Source organism: Flavobacterium sp. HNIBRBA15423, from assembly GCF_052655965.1.
Genome location: NZ_CP199751.1, coordinates 492,659 through 516,849, shown reverse-complemented (window position 1 = coordinate 516,849; position 24,191 = coordinate 492,659). Strand labels below are relative to the sequence as shown.

The following is a 24,191-nucleotide window of genomic DNA, read 5'->3' as shown; positions in this document are numbered from 1 at the left end:
AGTTTTTGTTTATTTTAATGCAGAATCTTAGTTTATTTGTTCTCTATTCAAAAGAAGCTCCTTAAACCAAAAAATGAAATATTATTATTTTAAATCATTTATTTTTATAATTATATAAATTTAACGTTAAAAAAATATAATATAATCAAATACAAGGCTAAAAAAAATATACAAAATGAAAAAAAATTGATAATTATCAATTTACACATGCTAAGATGCACTTCATCGTCATTTTTGGTATTTAATAGATAGTCACTAAAGGAATTTGAAAAAAATAGCTGCTCAAAAAACAGGAGATTTAGAAGGTGTATAGGTAATGTTGAGCTAATTGCCTTTATTAACAAAAAATGAAGTAAAAAAAAACGACACTAATATTCTAAAGACAAGAATACTTACATTCTCTTTTACAAAATAGATTCAATATCTTTAAATTTTTATTGTATTGATAATTTTCTAGGCATGTTGGTTTTTTAGCCCAGATAGTAACAGCATCCTTTTGCAGTTGAAAACTAATTTTTGTTAGTCTTAAAAAGCGACCATAGAAGCTCTTTTAAGACTAACAAAAATAGTTTGAAACAAAAAAGATAACGTGAATAGCTGGATTAGCTACTTACAATTAACAACAACTTGAATCTGGTGCACATGAATTTTCTTTTAGTTTCCCTTCACCAATTTTTACTTTTAGTTTCTCTGCTGGAATACCGCATTTATCTTGAGCCAAACAGTTGGTTAGCTTAGAAGTTAGCAAGAAGTTTGTTCCGTCAAAATCCAAACTAAATTTACCAATGGTATCTTTCATTTGATATTCTACTTCTATTTCTAAATCTCCTATTTCGATAATTTTTTCAGCTAATTCTATGATGCGAATTAATTTTTCTGGATGCAAACGATGATCATAATCATTAGCTTCCCATAATTGAAAATTAGCCACTTCTTCTTTACGAACTGTTCCTCCACAATCAATAAAATGTTTAGAGACTTTACCCACTTCTGTTACATGAAAATGATTAGGAACTAAATCTCCATTTGGTAATTGAAAGGCAATTGTTGACAATTCTTTCAGTTTGTTTTTAATTTCTGATAACTTCATAATTTTATAATTAGTAATTAATAATATAGGATTAACATTATCTATTTTTATTTGATAATCCTTTAAAATAGTTTTTGAATAGTTGTAATTATCCTTTCGTTATGACAATGCCAAGAAATAATTTTAAATAAAAAAGCAATTTGATTTTACTTGTTTGTAAAAAATTATTTTGAAACTCTAATACAAATATTATTGTATTGCAATATTACGATATAATAATTAAATAGACTAAAATATTCTAAAAAATTTCTTTCTAAACTAACAATGATACATCATAACAGCAAGTTGTTACATTCGTTATAATAAAAGACACATGAGAACTTTAACTTTGAATGATAAAATCTAAAATTAAACATCATGAAAAAATTTAATTTACAATTGATTAGTCTAGTATTTCTTTTTCTTTTATCGTGCCAAAATGAATTAGAAGAAAAAGACAATAAGGAGTTTCAAAATGAAGAAGTCAACAATTTTCAAAGAGCAGCAGCACCTTGTCGAGAACTTTATGCATTAGTCTTACCAGCTAGTGGAACTGGAAGTCCAATTTTACCTAATATTGAATCTTTTATTTTCAAAGTAGAATTAAACACAATTCCAATTGGGTATAATTTTGTTTCGCAAATTAAAATAGCTGGAACGCCTGTAACTTGTGTAACTGGTTTGTCTGATATGATTGGTATTCCAGATTATGCATGGGCAGTAACTGGTCAAAATTCAAATTTTCCAAAAAAATTGCTAAAAGTAAATATTTCATCTGGTCAAGCTACTATTGAAGCCAATACAACTGACTATTTACAAGACATCGAGAATTTAGATGCGAGTGGCAATAACCTTGTAGGAATAAAAGAAGGAACATCTCAATTAATGAAAGTAGACATTCCCTCAGGAATTTGCACACTTTTTGGCCCTAATGGACCTACAGAACAATATAATGGATTAACTAGTATGGGTGGAAAATTATATGCAATTTCTGGATTGACAGATTATATTTGTCCTTCAAAAAGAGGTGATATTTTTGAATATGAATTAACAGGTGGTGATTATATTAATAAATATTCCTACAAATCAACTAATGCCACCTATACTATGAAGGAATTAGGTTTTTACTATGATAATTGCTATGGAAAAAAATGGCTTATTGGGAGTTCACAAGCTATAATAACAAATAACATCAATATAAAACCATGTATTCTACCTTATCCAACGTTCTTATTAAATACAACCACAACCCATCAAAACTTTCATGGTATATTTGACTTTATGACCAAATGATTGTATAAAAAAACTCCCAACTTTTACAAGTTGGGAATTTTAAATATTAAAAATTAGAAAAAATTATTTTTTTTCTCCTTTTTCCATTTTAGCTTTTAATTCAGCTAATACATCAAGATCACCTAAAGTTGATTTTTCTGCATTATTATTAGTAGAAGAAGTATTATTAGTTTCAACAGTTTTAGCTGCTTTTTCTTCTTCTTCACGGAAGATAGCTGTATGAGAAGCTACAACTCTTTTGAATTCTTTATTGAATTCAATTACTTTAAAGTCAGCAACATCACCTTTTTTCAATTTTTTACCATCTTCTTTTTCTAAATGACGAGTTGGAATAAAAGCAACAACATCATCACCAAAATCTACAGTTGCACCTTTGTCAACGATTTCACCAATAGTACCATTATGAACAGTTCCTACAGCAAAAGCATCTTCATGTTTATCCCATGGATTATTAGTAGTTTGTTTATGACCTAAAGATAATTTACGTCCGTCAACATCTAATTCTAATACAACAACGTCCATTTTATCTCCAACATTCACAAATTCAGATGGGTGCTTGATTTTCTTAGTCCAAGATAAGTCAGAAATATAAACTAAACCATCGATTCCTTCTTCTAATTCTACGAAGATACCAAAGTTTGTAAAGTTTCTAACAATACCTGTATGTTTAGAACCTACTGGATATTTTGCTGTGATATCAGTCCATGGATCTTGAGTCATTTGTTTAATCCCTAAAGACATTTTTCTTTCATCTCTATCAAGAGTTAAAACAACTGCTTCAACTTCATCACCAATTTTCATAAAATCTTGAGCACTTCTTAAGTGAGTTGACCAAGACATTTCAGAAACGTGGATTAAACCTTCAACACCTTCAGCAACTTCGATGAAAGCACCGTAATCAGCTAAAACAACTACTTTACCTTTTACTTTATCACCAATGTTTAAATCAGCACTTAAAGCATCCCAAGGATGAGCATTTAATTGTTTTAAACCTAATTGAATTCTTGTTTTCTCGTCATCAAAATCAAGGATTACAACGTTTAATTTTTGATCTAATTCAAGAACTTCGCTTGGATGATTAATTCTAGACCAAGATAAGTCAGTAATATGGATTAATCCATCTACACCACCTAAGTCAATGAACACACCGTAAGAAGTAATGTTTTTAACCACACCTTCTAAAACTTGTCCTTTTTCTAATTGACCAATAATTTCTTTCTTTTGTTCTTCGATATCTGCTTCGATAAGCGCTTTATGAGAAACAACTACATTTTTGAATTCGTGGTTAATTTTAACTACTTTGAATTCCATAGTTTTGTTTACATACTGATCGTAATCACGGATTGGCTTCACATCAATTTGAGAACCAGGTAAGAATGCTTCAATTCCGAAAACATCTACAATCATACCACCTTTAGTTCTGCATTTTACAAAACCATTAACGATTTCACCAGACTCATGAGCAGCAATAACTCTATCCCATGCTTTGATAGTTCTCGCTTTTCTGTGAGATAATACTAATTGACCTGTTTTGTCTTCACGAATATCGATAAGTACTTCTACTTTATCTCCTACTTTTAAGTTTGGATTGTAACGGAATTCGTTTAAAGAAATAACACCTTCAGATTTAGCATTGATATCAACGATAGCGTCTCTATCAGTAATTCTAACTACAGTACCTTCAACAACTTCTTCATCTTTAGTATCAATAAAAGTTTTTGATACTAATTCTTCAAATTCTAATAAGTTTTTTTCATCTACTACATCAATTCCTTCTTGGTAATTGTGCCAGTTAAAATTTGCTAAAAACTCTTCTTGTGTTTTGTTAATTTCAGACATATGCTGATTTAAAAATTTGTATGTTGTGCTTTTACAGGGTTTTTCAATACAGACTAAAAACAACAACAGTGTTTACATAAATGATTGATACCTAATGAAAACCCAATTCTGTCAAAAGGTGTGCAAAATTACAAATAATTTATTAATTACCAAATATTTACAAAGAGAAAATAGATGAAAGAAAAAAAGAAAAGAGAATCTAAAAAATGCCTTATAAGATATTTCAAATACAATAACCATACACAATTAAAAAAACACTAAAATATTTAGCACTTTATGTTCAAAATATTTTAAACTTAAAACAAGAATTTAAAGTGTTATATTCCAAATAAATATCTGTTATTTAAACTCCAATTTTTTACTTGTTCTGATTTTTCATTATATTTACTATTCAATAATTTTGTTATTTATTTCATTTGAAAACTCATTCGTTTTTCAACTATACTGAAGACTTCAAGAAAAGGAATTTGTAGAACAACAGTTGTATTTGAAGATTTAATTGAACCAAAAAATAAAATATGAAAACCAATTTCACATCCGTTGATGATTACATAATTACTTTTCCAAGTAAGATCCAACATCTATTGCAAAAAATTCGGGAAACAATAATAAAAAACGCACCAAATTGTATAGAAAATATATCTTATGGAATGCCAGCTTATAAACTCAACAATAAACCTTTGGTATATTTTGCGGCTTATAAAAACCATATTGGTTTTTATGCCACACCTACAGGACATAAAGAGTTTGAAAAGGAATTGTCAAAATACAAACAAGGGAAAGGTTCTGTTCAATTCCCTCTTACTGAATCCATACCTTATGATTTAATAGAAAAAATAGTAGTATTTAGAGTAAAAGAAAATTTGAGTAAGTAAAAAGTTTAAACAAAAAAGATTCTAAAATTTACATCTTCTCTTCAATCAACTTCATAACTAATTCAAACTGTTCTTTTTTACTCAAAGTCGAATTGTTTATTTCAATAGCATCTGAAGCTTTTACTAATGGTGAATCTTCTCTATGTGTGTCAATATAATCACGCTGTTGTACATTTTCAAGCACTTCTTCAAAAGTAACATTTTGCCCTTTTTCAACTAATTCTTCAAAACGTCTTTGTGCTCTAGTTTCTGCGGAAGCATTCATAAACAATTTCAATTCGGCATCAGGAAAAACCACTGTTCCAATATCTCTTCCATCCATCACAATGGCTTTATTTTTACCCATAGCTTGTTGCTGCTCCACTAATTTAGCTCTTACTTCAGAAATTTCAGCTATTTGGCTTACATTTCGAGACACTTCAATTGTGCGAATAGGTTGCTCTATATTTATATTATTCAAATACATTTCAGCAAACCCTAAATCATAATTATATTGGAACTGTAATTGAATATTAGGTAACTCAGCTATTAAACCTTCTTTATCTAAATATTTTTCAGTAATAAACCCGTTTTGCATAGCAAAGTAAGTTACTGCTCTATACATTGCTCCAGTATCTACATATACATAGCCTAATTCTTTCGCTAATTGTTTAGCCAAAGTACTTTTACCAGTTGACGAAAAACCGTCTATTGCTATTGTAATTTTTTTCAAACTTTTACTATTTATAGTTTGTTCTTTATGATTATAATTGCTCAGATTGAAATTCTATTTTCTCTGCTCTTTCCTCTTTATTCTAAATTAATCATCAAACCAAACAAATTGCTACTTGCTGCTAATGTGTATCTAGAATACGAATAATCAAACTTTATTTTTCCAAATCGCAAACCAAATCCTGCAGAAATTCCTGCAAAACTTCTTTGATCTAATATTTTTAATTCTTGTCCTCTTCTAAAATTATAACCTAAACGAATATTGAATCCTTTTTCAGGGAATAGTTCTGCACCCATAATTACATGTCGCAAAGCATTATTAAAAAAAGATACTTTTTCTTCATTAGTTTCACCATCTAATGTATTTTCTGCCCTATTAGGATTTGAAAATGCAATATTCCATTGTTGTAAATTTTCAAAGGTTAAATGCCAACGAATAGGAACATTTTCTAATAATTGAGAAACTCCAGCATCAATCGATAAGGGTAGTTTTTCTCTCACATCTTGATAAGGAGTAATTTGAAAACCTAAATTACGAACGGCAAGTCCGTAATTAATATCATTTTTCTCGTCAACATATAAAAACCCTAAATCGGTTGCCACTCCCCAAGAATTATAAGACTCTAAAGTGGATGAAATTAATTTTAAATTGGTTCCAATATACATGTCTGTCCAAGGAATATTATAAGCATACCCTAAAGACAAAGCAGCCTCGCTACCTGTAAAATCGGAAGTAGTATTTCCTAACTCATCTCTACCTTCAAATGTTCCATAATTAATATAATTGACTCCTGCATGAAAAGTTTGTACATGTTGATCCCAAGTATAAGCGTAAGCAGCTGTCCCATAAGAAACTTCTCCATAATAATTTCCATAATTAGCAGATAAGCGATTGCTCATTTTTTGATTAATGGTAGCTGGATTATAGAAAGCCTGATTCACATCATAATCCACAACAGTAACCGTTTTTCCTCCTAAAGCCGCCTGACGTGGAGATTGTGCTAAATTTAGAAATTGGTATACATACTTACCTCCTATTTGTCCATAATGAACAGTAGAGAAAAGAAACAAAGAAAATAGCAATATTCTTTTAAGCATTTTGAAATGTATAAGCTATAAACGCTTATGCGAAGATAAAATTATATATGGATATAATAAAAACAAATTCCGACTTATTTCTAAATCGGAATTTCTCTTATATACTAAAATTGAAAATTAATCTAATTTCTTAGCATTTTTTACTTTTTGATTAGTAATTGCTATAGCAACTACTTCATTCATTCTATCAACATAATGAAAAGTTAATCCTTTTAAATATTCAGGTTTAATTTCATCTATATCTCGTTTATTTTCATGGCAAAGAATAATTTCTTTAATATTAGCTCTTTTAGCAGCTAGTATTTTTTCTTTAATTCCACCTACTGGCAAAACTTTTCCTCTTAAAGTTATTTCCCCTGTCATGGCTAAACTTTTTTTGATTTTCTTTTGAGTATATGTAGAAACCATAGAAGTTAACATAGCAATACCTGCACTTGGTCCATCTTTTGGAGTAGCACCTTCAGGAACGTGAATATGAATATTATTATTATTTAAAACTTCATCAGGAATGCCGAGTAATTCACTATTTGATTTAATATATTCCAAAGCAATTGTTACCGATTCTTTCATTACCGTTCCAAGGTTTCCAGTCATAGTCATTACTCCTTTTCCTTTTGAAATAGTCGACTCGATAAACAAAATATCACCACCTACTGAAGTCCAAGCTAAACCTGTTACTACTCCAGCCGTTTCATTGTTTTCATATTTATCACGTTCTAAACGAGGAGATTTTAATACTGCTAAAATATCTTCATCGGTTAAGGTTTTATTATATGTTTCTTCCATTGCAATAGATTTTGCAGCATTACGAACTACTTGTGCGATTTTTTTCTCTAAACCACGCACACCAGATTCTCTAGTATAACCAACAACTATTTTTTCTAATTGTTTTTTACCAATATGCAAATCATCTGAACTTAATCCGTGTTCTTTTAATTGTTTTGGCAACAAATGCTTTCTTGCAATTTCTACTTTTTCTTCAATAGTATAACCTGACATGTTAATAATTTCCATTCTATCTTTCAAAGCAGGTTGAATGGTTGACATGCTATTTGATGTTGCTATGAACATTACTTTAGACAAATCATAACCTAACTCTAAGAAATTATCATGAAAATCACCATTTTGTTCAGGATCCAAAACTTCTAATAAAGCTGAAGATGGATCACCATTAAAACTACTTGATAATTTATCTATCTCATCTAAAACAAAGACAGGATTTGAAGTTTTTGCCTTTTTTATACTTTGAATAATACGACCTGGCATTGCTCCTATGTATGTTTTTCTATGCCCACGAATTTCAGCTTCATCACGCATTCCTCCTAATGAAATTCTAACATATTCTCTTCCTAAAGCTTCTGCTATAGATTTTCCAATGGAGGTTTTTCCTACACCTGGAGGACCAAACAGACATATAATAGGAGATTTCATGTCATTTCTCAATTTTAAAACGGCTAAATGCTCTATTATTCTTTGTTTTACATCTTCTAAACCAAAATGATCTCTATCTAATATTTTTTGAGCTCTTTTTAAATCGAAATTATCTTTTGAAAATTCGTTCCATGGCAAATCTAAAAACAATTCCAAATAATTTCTTTGAATACCAAAATCGGGAGAATTTGGATTAGAACGTTGTAATTTTGAAACTTCTTTTTCAAAGTGCTCAGCTACCTTTTCATCCCATTTTTTCGCTTTAGCTTTCTCACGCATCTCCTCAATTTCTGCCTCATAAGAAACACCACCTAATTCTTCTTGAATGGTTTTCATCTGCTGATGCAAGAAATATTCTTTTTGTTGTTGATCCAAGTCAAATCTAACTTTGGACTGAATATCATTTTTTAATTCGAGTTTTTGTAACTCTAAATTCATAAAACGAAGTGTCTCTAGTGCTCTTTCCTTTAAATTATTAATAGAAAGTAAATTTTGCTTTTCTTCAACTGAAAGATTCATATTTGAAGACACAAAATTGATTAAGAAAGGATTACTTTCAATATTTTTAATAGCAAAAGTAGCTTCTGTTGGAATATTTGGACTTTCCTTTATGATTTGGATAGCCAAATCTTTTATAGAATCTACAATTGTATTAAATTCTACATCATCAGCATTAGGTCTTGCTTCACTAACTTCTTTAATTGTTGCTTTTAAATAAGGTTCTTCTTGTGTAAAAGTATCTATTTCAAAACGTTTTTTACCTTGAAGGATTACGGTGGTATTTCCATCAGGCATTTTTAAAACTCTAATAATACGAGCAACAGTACCTATATGGTGTACATCATTTGGAGTTGGCTCTTCAATATTTTCATCAATTTGAGCTACAACACCAATAACTTTTCCACCAGCATTAGCATCATTAATTAATTTAATAGATTTATCTCTTCCTGCGGTAATTGGAATAACAACTCCAGGAAATAAAACGGTATTTCTAAGCGATAGAATAGGTAAATCATTTGGCAATTGTTCATTATTCATCTCCTCTTCATCTTCAGGAGTTAATAATGGAATTAATTCTGCATCAGAATCAATTTCTTGAAGTGACAAGTTGTCAAATGTTAATATTTTTTGATTTGGCATAATTATAAAAGGGTCATTTTGTCATTAATAACTAGTAAAAATGGTTATTATTGTATTGCAAAATTAGTATTAAAATACTGAAAATCAACAATAATAAGCAATTTAGCTTCTCACAAGCTAAATAAGAAGTCAAGATTTGTGCCATAAAAAAATCCTGAAAGTTTTCTTTCAGGATTTAAATATTTTTTTTTAAACTTTTTTACTGATAATAAACATCAAATTCCCCATCACTAATACTATGTGTATCTGTGGTAAGAAAACTAGTTCCGGTAAACTGAAATGTACCAACTATATGCTTTGTTGCAACATCATGAGTAGTAATTGTTACGGTACCAGGATTAGCACCAAATGAATTCATTCCAGACGCATCTTGATTATATAATCCGATATTATTAGTACCTAATGGCAAATTCTCTAAGTCATATGTCCCTGGAGCCATTCCTCCTACTAAACTTAAAGAAATATTTTCTATATTTCCCCTTCTACCGATTATTGTTATAGAATTATTAGCTTGAATACCATCAACATTTGTAGGAATAAAATCTGAACCATCTAACTTACAGAAAAAACTATTTGTAGAAGGAGATGTATTATTAGATGTGAAAGGAACAGAAAATTGACCATTTGTAAAATTTTTTGTTTCCGTTTGCGTTAAAGTACTATCATATCTTACTCCAGTAAACTTAAAAGTACCTGTTATAATATTTGTAGTTGTGTTAATTGAAGAAATCACTAATTCTGCAGTATCTACATAATTTGTAAAGCCTTGATTAGTTGCGTCAGAATTACTTAGGCTGACAAATGGCACCTGACCACTTCCAGCAGAATAAACTAATCCAAGAGAAGTTATAGATGTTGCAGTAGCCCAATTATAAGTTCCTACTGTTCCTTGAGGAATTGTTACTTGAAAAAAACTTCCATTACTCTTCATTGCTGAAATAGATATATAATCTGAATTCACTATTGCTTGTATAGTTGAAGCATTATTCCATGTTTGTCCATCAAAATCAGCTTTAAAAACAGTTCCTGTAGTACTTCCTCCTCCAGAATTTCCTCCACCAGTACTACCTGATCCAGAACCATTTCCATTACCCGAATTTACTTGACCAGACAAAACAGGATCCAAAGGCTCCACTTCGCTACAAGAAGTGATTGAAAAAGTAGCTATTAAAACAATAAAAGCAAAAAGATTGTTTATTTTTTTCATTACATATAAATTAAAAGTAGCCAAAAATAGTTTTTATTTTTATTTTTTTGGCACTCTTACTAATAAAAAGACTCCTATTATAAAAAAAGCAGCTAAAAAAACAATTGCATTTCGCATAGAACCAGATATTTGATCAATTGTCGCAAAAATCCCCATTCCTATAACAATACCTATTTTTTCCGCTACATCATAGAAACTAAAATAGGAAGCTGTGTCTTCTGTTTCTGGTAAAAATTTAGAATATGTTGATCGAGATAAAGATTGAATTCCACCCATAACTAAACCTACAAATCCTGCTGTTACATAAAAATGAATAGGTTCTGTTACAAAAAAGGCAAAAACACAAATTACTGCCCAAATAACATTGATAAAGAGTAATGTTTCAATATTTCCGAATTTTAGAGCCATTTTTGAAGTGATATAAGCTCCAAATACAGCAACCAATTGAATAACTAATATACTTATAATTAATCCTGAAGTTTTTTGACTATCCGTTTCCCAATTAATCTCTTGTTCTCCAAAATAAGTCGCAACAAGCATAACTGTTTGCACAGCCATACTATATACAAAGAAAGCTATCAAATACTTTTTTAAGACCAAATTATTAAATAACTGTTTTTGAACTTTTAGCAATTCTTTAAAACCGTTTAAAAATATTTTTCTGGAGACTTTATTGTTCGATTTATTTCCTTTTGGTAAATAATAAAAAGTATATTGACTAAATAGAAGCCACCATATACCTGTTAATACAAAGGACAACCTCATAGCATTCGTTGATTCTTCCTTACCTTCTTTAGTTAAAATTAATCCCAAACAAATAAGCAACAAAATAACACTCCCAACATATCCATATGAAAACCCTTTTGCACTAAGAGAATCTTGTTGTTCAGTATAAGCAATATCTGGCAAATAGGAATTATAATAAACAATACTTCCCCAAAAACCGATTAACCCAAAATAGAAACAGCAAATACCCCAATAAACATTTTTTTCTGTAAACCAATACAAACCAATACAAGATAAAGCTCCTAAATAACAAAAGAATTGCATAAATCGCTTTTTATTACCCACATAATCAGCAATACCAGAAAGTAAAGGAGACAAAAAAGCTACCGTTAGAAAAGCAAAAGCTGTAACATAGCTAATTAGTGCCGTGCTTTTAAAATCGTTTCCTAAAAAATTTATTGTTGGATTTTCTTTAGAATACAAAAAACCAAAATATAAAGGAAATATACTTGAAGATATTACTAATGAATATACAGAGTTTGCCCAATCATAAAAAGCCCAAGCGTTTAATAACTTTTTACTTCCTTTTTGTAATTTTTCCATAATGATATTAAAATAAAAATCCCGAGTTTAAATCGGGATTGAATATACTTATTTTTTTAATATTATTTAAATGTAACACCAAATTTTGCAGCTTCTGTTTTTGCTGCAGGAATTAATGCCGTTAATTCTTTTATTCTCGTTTCATTACTAGGATGAGTACTTAAAATTTCTGGAGTAGAAGAACCAGTAGCTAGGGCAGACATTCTTTCCCAAACACGAACTGCATTAATTGGATCATAACCTGCAATTGCCATTAAATTTAAACCAATCATATCCGCTTCACTTTCATGACTTCTACTAAAAGGCAACATTCCTCCAACTTGTGAACCTACTCCATAAGCTTGCATTATTAATGCTTGTGTTTGCGGATCTTTATTACCTACTGCAACTTGTGCTCCTACAGCACCTAATTGTTGTAATAAACCTGCACTCATTCGTTGCTGTCCGTGATTTGCTAATGCATGTGCAACTTCATGCCCCATAACTGCTGCAATACCTGCATCGTCTTTACAAACTGGAAGAATCCCTGTATAGAAAACAATTTTACCGCCTGGCATACACCAAGCATTCAATTCCTTACTATCCACTAAATTATATTCCCAAGCATATCCTTCTAAATAATCTGATTTACCATTAGCGTTCAACCATCTTTCAGCAGCAGTTTTAATCTTCATTCCAATATTTTCAATTTTTTTTGCTTCTGAAGTTCCTTTTACAACTTTATTCTCAGACAAAAACTGATCATATTGTTGAAAAGCTGATGGAAAAATTTGACTATTAGGAACAAAAGCCATTGTTCGTTCTCCTGTAAAAGGATTTTTCGCACAGGATAAAACCAATGCAAAAAATAATACAAATAGAAATTTTATTTTATGATTCATCTTTAATTTGTTTTAAACAAAGTTACTACTTTTTAAAAATGAATTCAAACATTCATTAAGAAAAATTAATAGTATTTTTGTATCTTAAATCTACCAATAATATTGATATATGAATAAAAGAAAAAAAAATATTTCTACTGATTCTATTCCTTCTTCATTACTCAAATTTATTTCTATTTTACAAAAAGTATCAACCAAGCTTACTGTTAAATTTGCGACTAAACTCTTTGGTTCTCCTATAAAATACAAAATTCCAAAAAGAGAATTTTTTATGGATAAAAACAGCAAGCAAGAATTGTTTTATATTCCAAAAATCAAAAAACAAATCATGGTTTATCAATATGGAGAAAGTATAAAAAAAGTATTATTAGTTCATGGTTGGTCAGGAAGAGGCACTCAACTTGTAAAGATTGCAGATAAATTATTAGAACTTGGCTATTCTACTATTAGTTTTGATGCTCCTGCTCATGGTAAGTCACCAGGAAAAAGCACTTTAATGCCAGAGTTTATCGAAAGTATCTTAGAACTTGATAGAAAATTTGGTCCTTTTGAATATGCAATAGGACATTCATTGGGAAGTATGTCAATTTTAAATGCCATTAAAAATGGTTTGCAAGTTCGAAAATTAGTTATCATTGGCAGTGGAGATAGCGTAAATGACATTTTAAAAGATTTTGTATCAAAATTGAAACTAAAACCCATTATTGCAGAAAAAATGAGAAACTTATTTGAAAAGAAGCATAATATCAATATGGAAAGTTTTTCTTCAAATGTAGCTGCAAGAAATATTGATGTTCCTACTTTGATAATTCACGACAAAAATGATATAGATGTTCCTTATACAGCATCTAGAAACATACACTTACATTTAAAAAACAGCCAACTAATTACAACTGAAGGTCTTGGTCACCGAAAAATATTAGGAGATGAGAAAGTAATTCAAGAAATTGAATCATTCTTATTAAACTAATTTAAAACAAAAAACACTTCTAATTATAGAAGTGTTTTTCATTGTTTTGTAAAACATCACGCTAACTACATTCCTAACATTGATTTTTTTAAATCTTTATCTGCAGGATTGTTAGACAACCAAATGCCAAATAATGCTTTTTTAAAGTTTTGCCCATCAACAGAACCTTTTTTCACGCCATTTTTATAAACGACTACTCCTGTTCCTGGAACATTTGCAAATGTAAAAGAATCTCCTTTTTTAAACTTTTCATTAAAAAAAGATTTAAATTTAACAATATCATTTTTAATTGGCTCAATGTTATTATTTGTTGATTTTAAAAACCCTTCATCTAATGCACTCATCATTTTTTCAGAAGAAACCATTCCTGAAACAACGTCTAATTTTATTGCTGCCATTTCAGTACTATTTACTACTTCAGTTCCATTAGTGCTTTTTTTAGGAAGATATAAGGATCCAACATATAAATCTATCCACCATTTCTCTCTAGTTCCAGCACCATTAAAAACTAACTTCTTACCTTCAACAGTAATAGTTTCGTCAAGTTTTACACCAGAAACTGTTGTTTGAGCACCAACATATGATGTAATAAAAATAATTAAAAATGTAAAAAAATGTTTTTTCATAATTTTGTTTATTGTTTTTTTGCTAATTTACATTTTTTTATTGAAATTTTTATGAAATTCCTTTTGTTAAAGAAAATAAATATCTATTTCACAAAAAAATTACAAGCCTAGCATAGCTTTCTTTAATTTTTCATCAGCTGGTTTTACACACAGCCAAACACCAAATAAAGCTTTTTTAAAGTCATGACCTTCAATGACACCTCTTTTTACACTATTCTTAAAAACTGTAATTCCAGTTTTAGGATTATAAACAATCATGAATTCATCATTTTCTTTCATTGTGCTATCAAAAAATGAAATAAATTTATCTATTTCAGTTTTTAAAGCAGAAGTACTTCCATTCATTGAATTTTGGAAACCTTCATCAAACATTTCCTTCATTCTTTCAGACTTTAATAATCCAGAAACTACATTAATTTTAATAATCGCTGGTTCGGTACTGTTGATAATTTGATCTGCATTTGTAGTTTTTGTTGGCACATACAAAGATGCAACATACATATCTATCCAAACTTTTTCTTTGACACCCGCACCATTTAAAACGAGGCGATTGCCTCCAAAAGATAATGTTTCATAAACACTTACACCAGACAATTTAGATTGAGCTGTAGAATAAATTAGGGGTAACATTGTAAAAGTTAACAGTAGGTAAAGTTTTCTCATAGTTCAAATTTATTAAATAATTGTTAAATATATAAATTTTTTCTTTTTAATTTGTTAATAGTTGCATTTAATTCGAAACCTAGTAAAAGAACCATACAATTTATCCAGATATAAAACATTAAAACAAGAAGCGTGCCAATTGATCCATACAACTCATTATATCTTGCAAATTTCTCAACATAAATACCAAATATATAAGAAGTTAGAATAATTAACAAGGTTGTAAAAACCGCTCCATAACTAATAAAAGAGATGTTTTTTGTTTCTGTTGTTCCAAATTTATATAAAATTGATGTTGTTATTAAAATCATTAAAATCACAAATAAATATCTGCCCCATTCCATCAAATAAACATCATTACTTATAAATCCTTGAAACTTAATTTTTTGAATTAATACCTCAAAGATTATTATTGAAGCAACTGTAATAATCAATATTAAAGACAACGTTATTGAAATAGCTAAAGAAATAAAATATTGTCGAAAAAAACCTCTTGTAATGGTAATATGTGTCGACATTTCAAAGCCACCTAATATTGCATTTACCCCGTTTGTCATTAAAAAAATAGACAAAATAAAACCAGAAGAAAGTAAACTTTTATAACTAGTATTCATAATATCACTGATAATTAACGCTATAGCTTCATAAGTATTTGGAGGTACGCCCTTCTCAACAAAATACAAAAAATCATCTTGAAAATTTTCGATTGGAATATAAGGAATTAAATTTAAAATAAATAATGCAAATGGAAATAATGCCATAAAAAAACTAAATGCAACAGCACTAGCCCTATAAGAAAAGGCTCCTTTGAAAATCCCTAAAACATATAATTCAATTATATCATAAAGTGATAAGCCTTCCAAAGAAGAGAAAGTAATCTTCTTCCCTAAAGCAACAAGATGTTTTACAACTGGAATTTTATCCAATTTATTTTCAATCACTTCAGACATTAAATTGCTTTTAAGCTTAAATCCATGTTATAAACAGAATGTGTTAATGCACCGGAAGATATATAATTAACACCACATTCCGCATATTCTCTTATTGTATTTTCATTAATATTACCTGAAGATTCTGTTAAGCAAGTATTACCAATTAATGCAACCGCCTCTTTCGTCATATCAAAAGTAAAATTATCTAATAATATTCTGTAAACAAAATTTGCTTGAAGAATTTCCTTAACTTCTTCAATATCTCTTGCTTCAACAATTATTTTTAAATCTTTATTATTTTCTTTCAAATATTTCTTTGTTTTCTCAATTGCTTGAGTAATACCTCCTGCAAAATCAATATGATTATCTTTAAGCATTATCATATCATAAAGAGCAAACCTATGATTTTCTCCACCACCAATCTTTACTGCCCATTTTTCAGCAGCCCTAAGTCCAGGCGTTGTTTTTCTAGTATCTAAAACTTTAGTAGAAGTCCCTTCTAATAAATTTACATAGTGATTAGTTTTAGTAGCAATTGCACTCATTCGTTGCATAGCATTTAAAACCAGTCTTTCTGCTTTAAGTATAGATTGTGAGCTTCCAGAAACATGAAAAACTACATCACCATATTCTACTTTCTCTCCATCATTAATAAAAGTTTCTATAATCATTTCTTTATCTACATAAGCAAATACCATTTTAGCAAATTCTACTCCTGCAATAATTCCTTTATCTTTAACTAATAGTTTTGCTTTCCCTTTTGCTTCTTTAGGAATACAGGCTAATGAACTGTGATCACCGTCTCCAACATCTTCTCTTATGGCATTAGCAATAATTAAATCTAATTCTTTTTGAAATTGTTCTTCTGAAATCATATTCTAAAATTTGAAATGCTAAATTAAGAATTCGATTTCATAAATATTTTATTTTTAACATAAATACAAAAAAAATCCCGATTAAATCGGGATAGATTAAACAACTTATTATTTATAAGCAGCTTCTTTTTTAAAATGCTTCGTTAATAAATAATAAAAGACTGCTCTATATTTATTTTTATTTGATTTTCCATATTGATCAATTACTGCTGCAATTGCTTTATCTAATTCAGGTCCGTCTTTTAAACCTAATTTTTTAATTAAAAAATTATTTTTTACAGTTGCTAATTCTTTATCATCTGTTCCAGAAACTGTTGAAGAATCTGCATTATAAATTGATGGTCCACAACCAATTGTTACTTTAGTTAATAGCTCCATATCTGGAGTAACACCACATTTATCTTTTAAATCTGCTGCGTACTTGGTAATTAACTCGTCTCTTTTACTCATAATTTTGTTATTTAAGTTGTTTTTAGATTTTTTTAAAATTAGTTAATTTTACTACAAAATGTAAGATTTATTCATAAAAGTATAATTTTATTTTAAATTTTTAAAATAATCTAATAAAATTTTATCGTTTATTTTTTCTGGAGTATTAATTTCTAGTAAACTTGGTTTATCCTCTTTTAAAAAGAATAAAGACAATTCCGATTCTAATTCTTCCAAGTTAGTAGCTCTTTGATAATTAAACCCAAACATTTTAGCTAGATGCTTTGCATTCAAACTATGTGAAGTTTCAAAATATGTATTAAAAACCTCATCTTCTTTATGCCCTGGTAAAATTCTAAAAATACCTCCACCATTATTATTAATCAGTATAATTTTGAAGTTTTTTGGAATATAATTATTCCACAACGCATTACTATCATAAAAAAAACTAATATCACCTGTAATAAAAACCGTTTGTCTATCAGAAGCGACAGCCGCTCCAATAGCAGTTGAAGTACTTCCGTCTATTCCACTAGTTCCTCTATTACAGAAAACGGTTATAGATTTATCAATATTTAATAATTGTAAATATCTTATAGCTGAACTGTTACTAATTTGTAACTGACAATTATTAGGCAAACTTTTAGTTATAAAATCAAATACTTTAAAATCTGAAAAAGGAATTTCACTTAAATAAGAAATCGTTTTGTTTTTTCTTAACTGAATAATTTCTTGCAATTTTAAATTATACCCTTCTTCATAAGAACTATTAGGAGTTAGTAGTTCTTTAAAAAAGGTTTGAATATCAGTTTGAAAATGTTTTGTAAGACTTCCATATGTATTATAAGCTCTTAATGTATCTACATGCCAATGTTCATTTGGTTTATATTTCCTAAGAAAAGCCTTTATTCGTTTTGAAACCACCATTCCTCCAAAGGTTAACAAAATATCGGGTTTAAAATAAGAGAATTCTTCTTCTGTAAATGGAGTAATAATAGTATCAATATGACTCACAAAACTATCATGATGAAGATTAGATGTTTTTTCAGTCATGACTATTAGAGAATTGTCTTTAGCCAAAAAGTTTATGATAGATTCTTCAATTATATTTGGCTTACTTTCTCCAACTAGTATTAATTTTTTCCTACTTGAATTCCATCTTTTGACATCTTCTTCTTTGAGAACAAAACTTGATTGTGCTTTACTCTCAAATGAAGCCCATTTAGGAGTTACCAAAATTTCATCGACAGTTTCATACAAAGGTTCTTCAAAAGGCACATTAATATGCACAGGACCTTTTTGGCTTACAGCCAAATGCAAAGCATATTGAATAGCAATATCGTTTTCTTCAGAAACATTTTCAGTTAAATTTGCACTATTAATAATATGATTTGAAAAAACATTTTCTTGACGAATCGTTTGACCATCACCAATATCTATTTTATCTTGAGGTCGATCTGCACTAATAACAACCAATGGAATTTGGCTATAAAAAGCTTCCGCAACAGCTGGATAATAATTTAAAACAGCAGAACCAGAAGTACAAACAACCGCAACAGGTTCGCTTAATTGTTGTGCAATTCCCAATGCGAAAAAAGCTGCACAACGTTCATCTGCAATACTGTAACACTTAAAAAAAGAGTTGCTTACAAAACCTATAGTTAAAGGAGCGTTTCTAGAGCCTGGAGAAATAACAATATGTTTTAATCCTTTGGCCTTACAAATAGCAATAATAGTTTGCGCTAAAGGAATTTTAGGGTATTTATTTTTTGGTATCAAATCTTTACAGTAAAGGTTCTTAAATGGAACGAATAAATTGAACTACAAAGGTAAAAAGTTAACAAGGTTTTTAATAATTTTACAAGAAAATAAATTCTTCTTCAATGTCAGTTACCTTAAGACCTTATAATTCCTCAGATTGTAAAGCTATTTTAGATATAATAAATTATAATATTATTCATACTACTAATATATATGAATATGAGCCAAGAAATCTTGAAGAGCAATTAAGTATATTTGAAGAGAAGCTTGCAAAAAGCTTCCCAATTATTGTTGCAGAAGTAAATCAAAAAGTAGTTGGCTTTGGTTATTATAGTGAATTTCGCTTAAGAATAGCTTACCAATTCACAGTAGAACATTCGGTTTATGTTTCTAAAGATTACCATAAAAAGGGAATAGGAAAATTACTATTAGCCGAATTAATTACATTAGCCAAAAAACAAAATTTGAACACAATGATAGCTGTTATAGATTCAGAAAATCAAAACAGTGTGTCATTTCATAAAAATTCAGGTTTTGAAATGATTGGAACAATAAAACAATCTGGTTATAAGTTTGATCGCTGGCTTAATTCTATCCTAATGCAATTATTTTTAAAACCTTAATTACTCTTTATTTTCAATCCAATTAACAATTGAAGCATCAGTTGGTGAAGTACGTGGTGAAATTACATTTTCCAATTCTCCTTTTTCATTAATAAGGTATTTCTGAAAATTCCATTCTACTTCACTATTTTCTAAACCGTTCTTTTCTTTTTGGGTCAAAAACTTATAAATCGGATCCATATCTGATCCTTTGACAGAAATCTTACTCATCATAGGAAAAGTAACTCCATAATTTCTTTCGCAAAAAGCTGCTATTTCCTCATCATTACCTGGTTCTTGAGAAGCGAAATTATTTGCAGGAAAACCTACAATTACAAAATTATTGTCTTTATATTTATCATACAAAGTTTGCAAATCTTTATATTGTGGTGTTAATCCACATTTAGAAGCTGTATTAACTACCATTATTTTCTTTCCTTTTAAAGTGGAGAAGTCAAATTCATTCCCTTCAATATCTTCTACTTTAAATTGGTATATATTTTCTTTCATAATTTCGTTTTTTGTTTTCTCTTTCTTATGAGTCGTTTGAGCTTGTAAATTCTGACAAATCGAAAATAGAATAGTACAAATAATTAAAACCTTTTTCATTTTATAAAATTTATGATAAAATTACGTTTTTTAGCATGCTAATCTTCTTAAACAAATCATAAATATTAATAAAATTTTGTACTTTAGAAAACTAAATAAATAAGCATTATGTTTTTCTACAGAACCTTAATTTCATTTTTGCAAGATGATGAATACCGAGATTTGTTAATTACCACCATAATGATTGTCTTAATTGGAACTGTTACTTATCATTTTTTAGAAGGATGGAGTGTAATAGATTCACTTTATTTTTCTGTAGTTACCCTAACTACTATAGGTTATGGGGATTTTGCTCCAAAAACTGATGGTGGAAAATTATTTACTGTTTTATATATAATAGTTGGTATTGGTATGATTCTTAGTTTTATTAATACCATTCAACATCATTACACGCACATGCGTTATAAAGAACGCAAAGAAATTTTAAGAAAGAAATTAAAAAAACAAGGAAAGGATTTCCAATAATTTACCAAACATTTATAAAACAAAAACGAATTATCAATTAAGACAATTCGCTTTTAAAACAAACATGTCAAGAATTTATCTTAGTGTTTTTTATGACCTTTATGTTTTCCTTTATTATACTTATGTTTCTTTGTTTTATATTTCATTTTATGATCGTGAAAATAGGTATAAGGTCTTTGTCCATGGTAATCTAGCTCTACTCTATATCCTCTCTGAACATCATAATCATTGTAATATCTAGGTAAACATTTAGTTCTAACCCATCCATTTGAACCATAATAAATAAATACAGAAGATTGTAGATCAAAATAAACTTCAATTTCTGGGTAGTAATAATAATCTACTACTTCTTCATGATGACATCTTGTATTATGAACATGTCTATGTTCAGTTTCATATACACGACTTGTATTTGAATTTATAATAATACTAACCGATAGTTGAGCATTACTTTGTAAAGCAAAAAATAATACAAAAAGAAAAAGAAAAGTTTTCGTCCTTTGTCTTACAACTTCATTAGTACTTTTAGTGTTTATAGTTTTCATAATATATTTCTTTAATTTGTTATTGATAGAATAAATCCAAATATTATGCCAAAACAAACTTTCATTTTTTTTTGAAAGTTTAAAAACTTTTATATACATTTGTACTATCAAATATGATAAAACAAAAAAATGGAATTCAAAGAAGCAAAAAACAAATTCGTTCAAACTTGGGGAGCATTAGGTTCGCAATGGGGAATTAATAAAACCATGGCTCAAATTCATGCTTTGTTAATGATTAGTAACGAACCTGTTTCTATGGAAGACATTATGGAAGAACTACAAATTTCTCGTGGTAATGCAAGCATGAATATTAGAGCTTTAATGGATTGGGGAATTGTTTACAAAGAATACAAAGCTGGTGAACGTAGAGAATTTTTCACAGCAGAAAAAGATTTAGATGAATTAGCCGTAAAAATTTCTAGAGAAAGAAGCAAAAGAGAAATTAAACCAGCTTTAAAAGTATTAAAAGAGGTGTCTTCTATAGATGCAAAAAGCACAGCAGAAGAAAGACATTTTGTAGAACAAACTAGCAAATTATATGATTTTGTTTTAAAAGCCGATAATGTTTTGGATAAGATTACAGAATACAAAGACAATTGGTTAGCCAAATTGGTTGTTAAAATAATGAAGAAATAACTAAAAAAATTTAATCAAAACTTTCATTTTTTTCTGAAAGTTTAAAAATAAATAGATTTATGAAAGCGATACGATATTGGAACACATTTGCTATAGGATTACCAATTATACTTTTATTTTTGGGTTGTATAAGTGAAACATTCCTATTTTATGCTGCTGTATCCACCATGTTAACAGGGCTAATTCAAGTTATTTTAGGATTAATAATGTTATTTAAAAATCCTTCAAACAAGAGTTTACAATTGTATGTTGTAAGTGTTGGTTTATTTTTTATAACATGGGCAATAAATGCAGGATTGGATTACATAGATATTGTAACTTATATATTAGCACCTATACCTTTTATTTTACTGGTTTATTTTTCAGTAATTATTTATAACACTAAAAATTAAGCTATGAAATTATCAATAAAACATATTAAAGTCATCAATATAATTGCACTTCTCTTTCTACTTTTTGGTGGATATGGAATAGGTTTTACAGGAATATTTCAAGTTTTAGCTGCAATTCTTTTTATGCTACATTCTCCAAAAAACAAACTAATCTATATTTATTTTGGTTTAGTTTTCTTTTTCTTCATTTTTTGGGATGGTAAATTTAGTTGGTTCTTTTTAATTCCTGTTTTTTTAATTTTCTTTCTAACTTATATTATTCATATTCGCAATAGAAAGCCAATTAGCTTCTTAACCGCAAACTGGAAAAACTTGGCCTTAATCAATTATGAAATTGATACTACAATTTTAGAAAAATATCTACCAAAGGGAACTGAAATCGATTTATATAATGGAAAATGTTATGTAAGCTTGGTTGGTTTTCTTTTTCAAAACACTAAAATATTAGATTGGAAAATTCCTTTTCACGTGAATTTTGAAGAGGTAAATCTTCGTTTTTATGTCAAACGTTTTGAAAATAACGAATGGAAAAGAGGTGTTGTTTTCATTAAAGAAATTGTTCCTAAACATGCTTTAACCTTTGTAGCTAATACTATTTACAAAGAACATTATCAAACACTTCCTATGAAACATAGCATTATAATTTCTAAAGAAATATCAGATTTTGTTTACCAATGGAAATTAGACCATAAATGGAATTCAATTGAAATAACTGCAAAAAATGAATTACTTCCTATTGAAGCGAATACTGAAGCTGAATTTATTTGCGAACATTATTTTGGCTACACCAAATACAATGATAGAACCACTTTTGAATATGAAGTAAAACATCCAAGATGGGAACAATATGAAGTTATAGATACAAAAATTGATGTCGATTTTAAAAATGCTTATGGAACTGATTTTGCTCAATTAGAAAACACAAAACCAAGTTCAATAATTTTAGCAAAAGGTTCTGAAATAAGTGTGGAAAATAAAAGAAAACTCTATCATGAAAACGCTAAATAATCATACCCTGCTTTACGATGAAGATTGTCCGATGTGCAACCTTTATACTTCTGGATTTATAAAAGCAAACATGCTAGATGAAAACGGAAGAAAATCATTCACAACACTATCGGATGAGGAACAAAAGTATATTGATTTAGATAAAGCTAAAAACGAAATTGCATTAGTAGACACTAAAAATAAAAAAGTGCTTTATGGAATAGACAGTTTACTAAAAGTGATTGGCAATTCATTTCCTTGGATAGAACAAGTAGGTAATTGGAAACCAATAAATTACTTTTTAAAAAAGTTATATAAATTCATCTCATACAATAGAAAAGTAATTGCTCCAAGTAAAATAATTTATGAAAACAAATTAGCCTGCGTACCAGATTTTAACATAAAATATCGGATTTTCTATATTGCATTAGCAACACTTTTCACAGCAAATATATTGTTTCAATATGCGGAATTCATTACACTTTTACCCAAATCTAATTTTGGCAGAGAACTTTTATTAGCTGTTGGACAAATTGGTTTTCAATATCTTTTTATTCGAAAAGCAAGCAAACAAAATCAACTCAATTATATCGGAAACTTGGTTACCATTTCTGTCATGGGAAGTTTGCTTTTGACACCTCTTTTACTAATAAGTCAATTTATTACGATGCATGAATATGTTGTTCTAGGTTGGTTTGGGCTAACCGTTACTTTAATGATATTGGAACATTATAGAAGAATTAAACTTTTAAAATTACCAAAACACTTAACATTAACATGGATTTTATATCGAATTCTAGCTTTAATCTTCATCATACTTTTATAA

General features: G+C 28.8%; 25 protein-coding genes. 9 read left to right on the top strand and 16 right to left on the bottom strand.

Annotation, left to right across the window (positions count from 1 at the left end):
• Positions 1-616: 616 nt before the first annotated feature.
• Positions 617-1,090 (bottom strand): DUF6428 family protein, encoded by a 474-nt coding sequence (locus ACULEV_RS02180; RefSeq protein WP_445457051.1) that lies wholly within the window; start codon positions 1,088-1,090, stop codon positions 617-619.
• Between the two features lie 357 nt (positions 1,091-1,447).
• Between ACULEV_RS02180 and ACULEV_RS02175 the strand changes: the two genes are divergently transcribed.
• A complete protein-coding gene (locus ACULEV_RS02175; protein WP_445457050.1) occupies positions 1,448-2,362 on the top strand; it encodes a hypothetical protein in 915 nt (304 codons plus the stop codon).
• A gap of 63 nt (positions 2,363-2,425) precedes the next feature.
• On the opposite strand, the gene rpsA is transcribed toward ACULEV_RS02175, so the two are convergent.
• Positions 2,426-4,201 (bottom strand): 30S ribosomal protein S1, encoded by a 1,776-nt coding sequence (gene rpsA, locus ACULEV_RS02170; protein WP_445457049.1) that lies wholly within the window; start codon positions 4,199-4,201, stop codon positions 2,426-2,428.
• Between the two features lie 518 nt (positions 4,202-4,719).
• Here rpsA and ACULEV_RS02165 point away from each other — a divergent pair.
• A complete protein-coding gene (locus ACULEV_RS02165; protein WP_445457048.1) occupies positions 4,720-5,076 on the top strand; it encodes an iron chaperone in 357 nt (118 codons plus the stop codon).
• A gap of 28 nt (positions 5,077-5,104) precedes the next feature.
• Here the strand turns inward: ACULEV_RS02165 and cmk are convergent, their stop codons facing one another.
• From cmk to ACULEV_RS02135, 6 genes are all read right to left on the bottom strand, one after another.
• Entirely contained in the window at positions 5,105-5,788 is a 684-nt protein-coding gene (gene cmk, locus ACULEV_RS02160; protein WP_445457047.1) for a (d)CMP kinase, read from the bottom strand.
• Positions 5,789-5,865: 77 nt separating this feature from the next.
• Positions 5,866-6,885 carry a type IX secretion system protein PorQ gene (porQ, locus tag ACULEV_RS02155; protein ID WP_445457046.1) on the bottom strand — a complete coding sequence of 340 codons (1,020 nt, stop codon included), beginning with the start codon at positions 6,883-6,885 and terminating at the stop codon, positions 5,866-5,868.
• Between the two features lie 117 nt (positions 6,886-7,002).
• Entirely contained in the window at positions 7,003-9,456 is a 2,454-nt protein-coding gene (gene lon, locus ACULEV_RS02150) for an endopeptidase La (protein WP_445457045.1), read from the bottom strand.
• A 199-nt stretch (positions 9,457-9,655) separates the two neighbouring features.
• Positions 9,656-10,663: a DUF6252 family protein gene (locus ACULEV_RS02145; protein WP_445457044.1), complete on the bottom strand. Its 1,008-nt coding sequence runs from the start codon at positions 10,661-10,663 to the stop codon at positions 9,656-9,658.
• A 39-nt stretch (positions 10,664-10,702) separates the two neighbouring features.
• Complete coding sequence (locus ACULEV_RS02140) at positions 10,703-11,992, bottom strand: MFS transporter (RefSeq protein WP_445457043.1); 1,290 nt, start codon at positions 11,990-11,992, stop codon at positions 10,703-10,705.
• 62 nt (positions 11,993-12,054) lie between these two features.
• Positions 12,055-12,873: a M48 family metallopeptidase gene (locus tag ACULEV_RS02135; protein WP_445457042.1), complete on the bottom strand. Its 819-nt coding sequence runs from the start codon at positions 12,871-12,873 to the stop codon at positions 12,055-12,057.
• A 109-nt stretch (positions 12,874-12,982) separates the two neighbouring features.
• Here ACULEV_RS02135 and ACULEV_RS02130 point away from each other — a divergent pair, with 109 nt between their 5' ends.
• Positions 12,983-13,843 (top strand): alpha/beta fold hydrolase, encoded by an 861-nt coding sequence (locus ACULEV_RS02130; RefSeq protein WP_445457041.1) that lies wholly within the window; start codon positions 12,983-12,985, stop codon positions 13,841-13,843.
• Positions 13,844-13,908: 65 nt separating this feature from the next.
• Here the strand turns inward: ACULEV_RS02130 and ACULEV_RS02125 are convergent, their stop codons facing one another.
• The 6 genes from ACULEV_RS02125 to menD all read right to left on the bottom strand — a co-directional run bounded on the left by ACULEV_RS02125 (position 13,909) and on the right by menD (position 19,147).
• Positions 13,909-14,469, bottom strand: coding sequence for a chalcone isomerase family protein (locus ACULEV_RS02125; protein WP_445457040.1), 561 nt, complete (start codon positions 14,467-14,469; stop codon positions 13,909-13,911).
• Positions 14,470-14,568: 99 nt separating this feature from the next.
• Positions 14,569-15,132, bottom strand: a complete 564-nt coding sequence (locus ACULEV_RS02120; protein ID WP_445457039.1) for a chalcone isomerase family protein — start codon at positions 15,130-15,132, stop codon at positions 14,569-14,571.
• 23 nt (positions 15,133-15,155) lie between these two features.
• A complete protein-coding gene (locus ACULEV_RS02115) occupies positions 15,156-16,082 on the bottom strand; it encodes a YihY/virulence factor BrkB family protein (protein WP_445457038.1) in 927 nt (308 codons plus the stop codon).
• Entirely contained in the window at positions 16,082-16,939 is an 858-nt protein-coding gene (nadC, locus tag ACULEV_RS02110; RefSeq protein ID WP_445457037.1) for a carboxylating nicotinate-nucleotide diphosphorylase, read from the bottom strand. The genes ACULEV_RS02115 and nadC overlap by 1 nt, the downstream gene beginning before the upstream one ends.
• 108 nt (positions 16,940-17,047) lie before the next feature.
• Positions 17,048-17,389: a DUF2853 family protein gene (locus ACULEV_RS02105; RefSeq protein ID WP_445457036.1), complete on the bottom strand. Its 342-nt coding sequence runs from the start codon at positions 17,387-17,389 to the stop codon at positions 17,048-17,050.
• Between the two features lie 87 nt (positions 17,390-17,476).
• On the bottom strand, positions 17,477-19,147 hold the full coding sequence (gene menD, locus ACULEV_RS02100; RefSeq protein WP_445457035.1) for a 2-succinyl-5-enolpyruvyl-6-hydroxy-3-cyclohexene-1-carboxylic-acid synthase: 1,671 nt from the start codon (positions 19,145-19,147) through the stop codon (positions 17,477-17,479).
• Positions 19,148-19,251: 104 nt separating this feature from the next.
• Between menD and ACULEV_RS02095 the strand changes: the two genes are divergently transcribed.
• Positions 19,252-19,752: a GNAT family N-acetyltransferase gene (locus ACULEV_RS02095; RefSeq protein ID WP_445457034.1), complete on the top strand. Its 501-nt coding sequence runs from the start codon at positions 19,252-19,254 to the stop codon at positions 19,750-19,752.
• Here ACULEV_RS02095 and ACULEV_RS02090 read toward each other — a convergent pair whose 3' ends face one another.
• Complete coding sequence (locus ACULEV_RS02090; protein WP_445457033.1) at positions 19,753-20,340, bottom strand: glutathione peroxidase; 588 nt, start codon at positions 20,338-20,340, stop codon at positions 19,753-19,755.
• Between the two features lie 108 nt (positions 20,341-20,448).
• Here ACULEV_RS02090 and ACULEV_RS02085 point away from each other — a divergent pair, with 108 nt between their 5' ends.
• Positions 20,449-20,805: a potassium channel family protein gene (locus ACULEV_RS02085; RefSeq protein WP_445457032.1), complete on the top strand. Its 357-nt coding sequence runs from the start codon at positions 20,449-20,451 to the stop codon at positions 20,803-20,805.
• Positions 20,806-20,885: 80 nt separating this feature from the next.
• Here the strand turns inward: ACULEV_RS02085 and ACULEV_RS02080 are convergent, their stop codons facing one another.
• The gene (locus tag ACULEV_RS02080; RefSeq protein WP_445457031.1) at positions 20,886-21,350 is read right to left on the bottom strand and encodes a hypothetical protein; all 465 of its coding nucleotides are present in this window, start codon (positions 21,348-21,350) and stop codon (positions 20,886-20,888) included.
• Between the two features lie 129 nt (positions 21,351-21,479).
• On the opposite strand from ACULEV_RS02080, the gene ACULEV_RS02075 reads away from it, so the two are divergent.
• Genes ACULEV_RS02075 through ACULEV_RS02060 form a run of 4 tightly spaced genes read left to right on the top strand, consistent with a single transcriptional unit; the run spans position 21,480 to position 24,191 of the window.
• The gene (locus tag ACULEV_RS02075) at positions 21,480-21,986 is read left to right on the top strand and encodes a GbsR/MarR family transcriptional regulator (protein WP_445457030.1); all 507 of its coding nucleotides are present in this window, start codon (positions 21,480-21,482) and stop codon (positions 21,984-21,986) included.
• 59 nt (positions 21,987-22,045) lie between these two features.
• The gene (locus ACULEV_RS02070; RefSeq protein WP_445457029.1) at positions 22,046-22,378 is read left to right on the top strand and encodes a hypothetical protein; all 333 of its coding nucleotides are present in this window, start codon (positions 22,046-22,048) and stop codon (positions 22,376-22,378) included.
• Between the two features lie 3 nt (positions 22,379-22,381).
• A complete protein-coding gene (locus tag ACULEV_RS02065; RefSeq protein ID WP_445457028.1) occupies positions 22,382-23,386 on the top strand; it encodes a YqjF family protein in 1,005 nt (334 codons plus the stop codon).
• Positions 23,370-24,191 carry a DCC1-like thiol-disulfide oxidoreductase family protein gene (locus tag ACULEV_RS02060; RefSeq protein WP_445457027.1) on the top strand — a complete coding sequence of 274 codons (822 nt, stop codon included), beginning with the start codon at positions 23,370-23,372 and terminating at the stop codon, positions 24,189-24,191. Before ACULEV_RS02065 ends, ACULEV_RS02060 begins: the two co-directional genes overlap by 17 nt.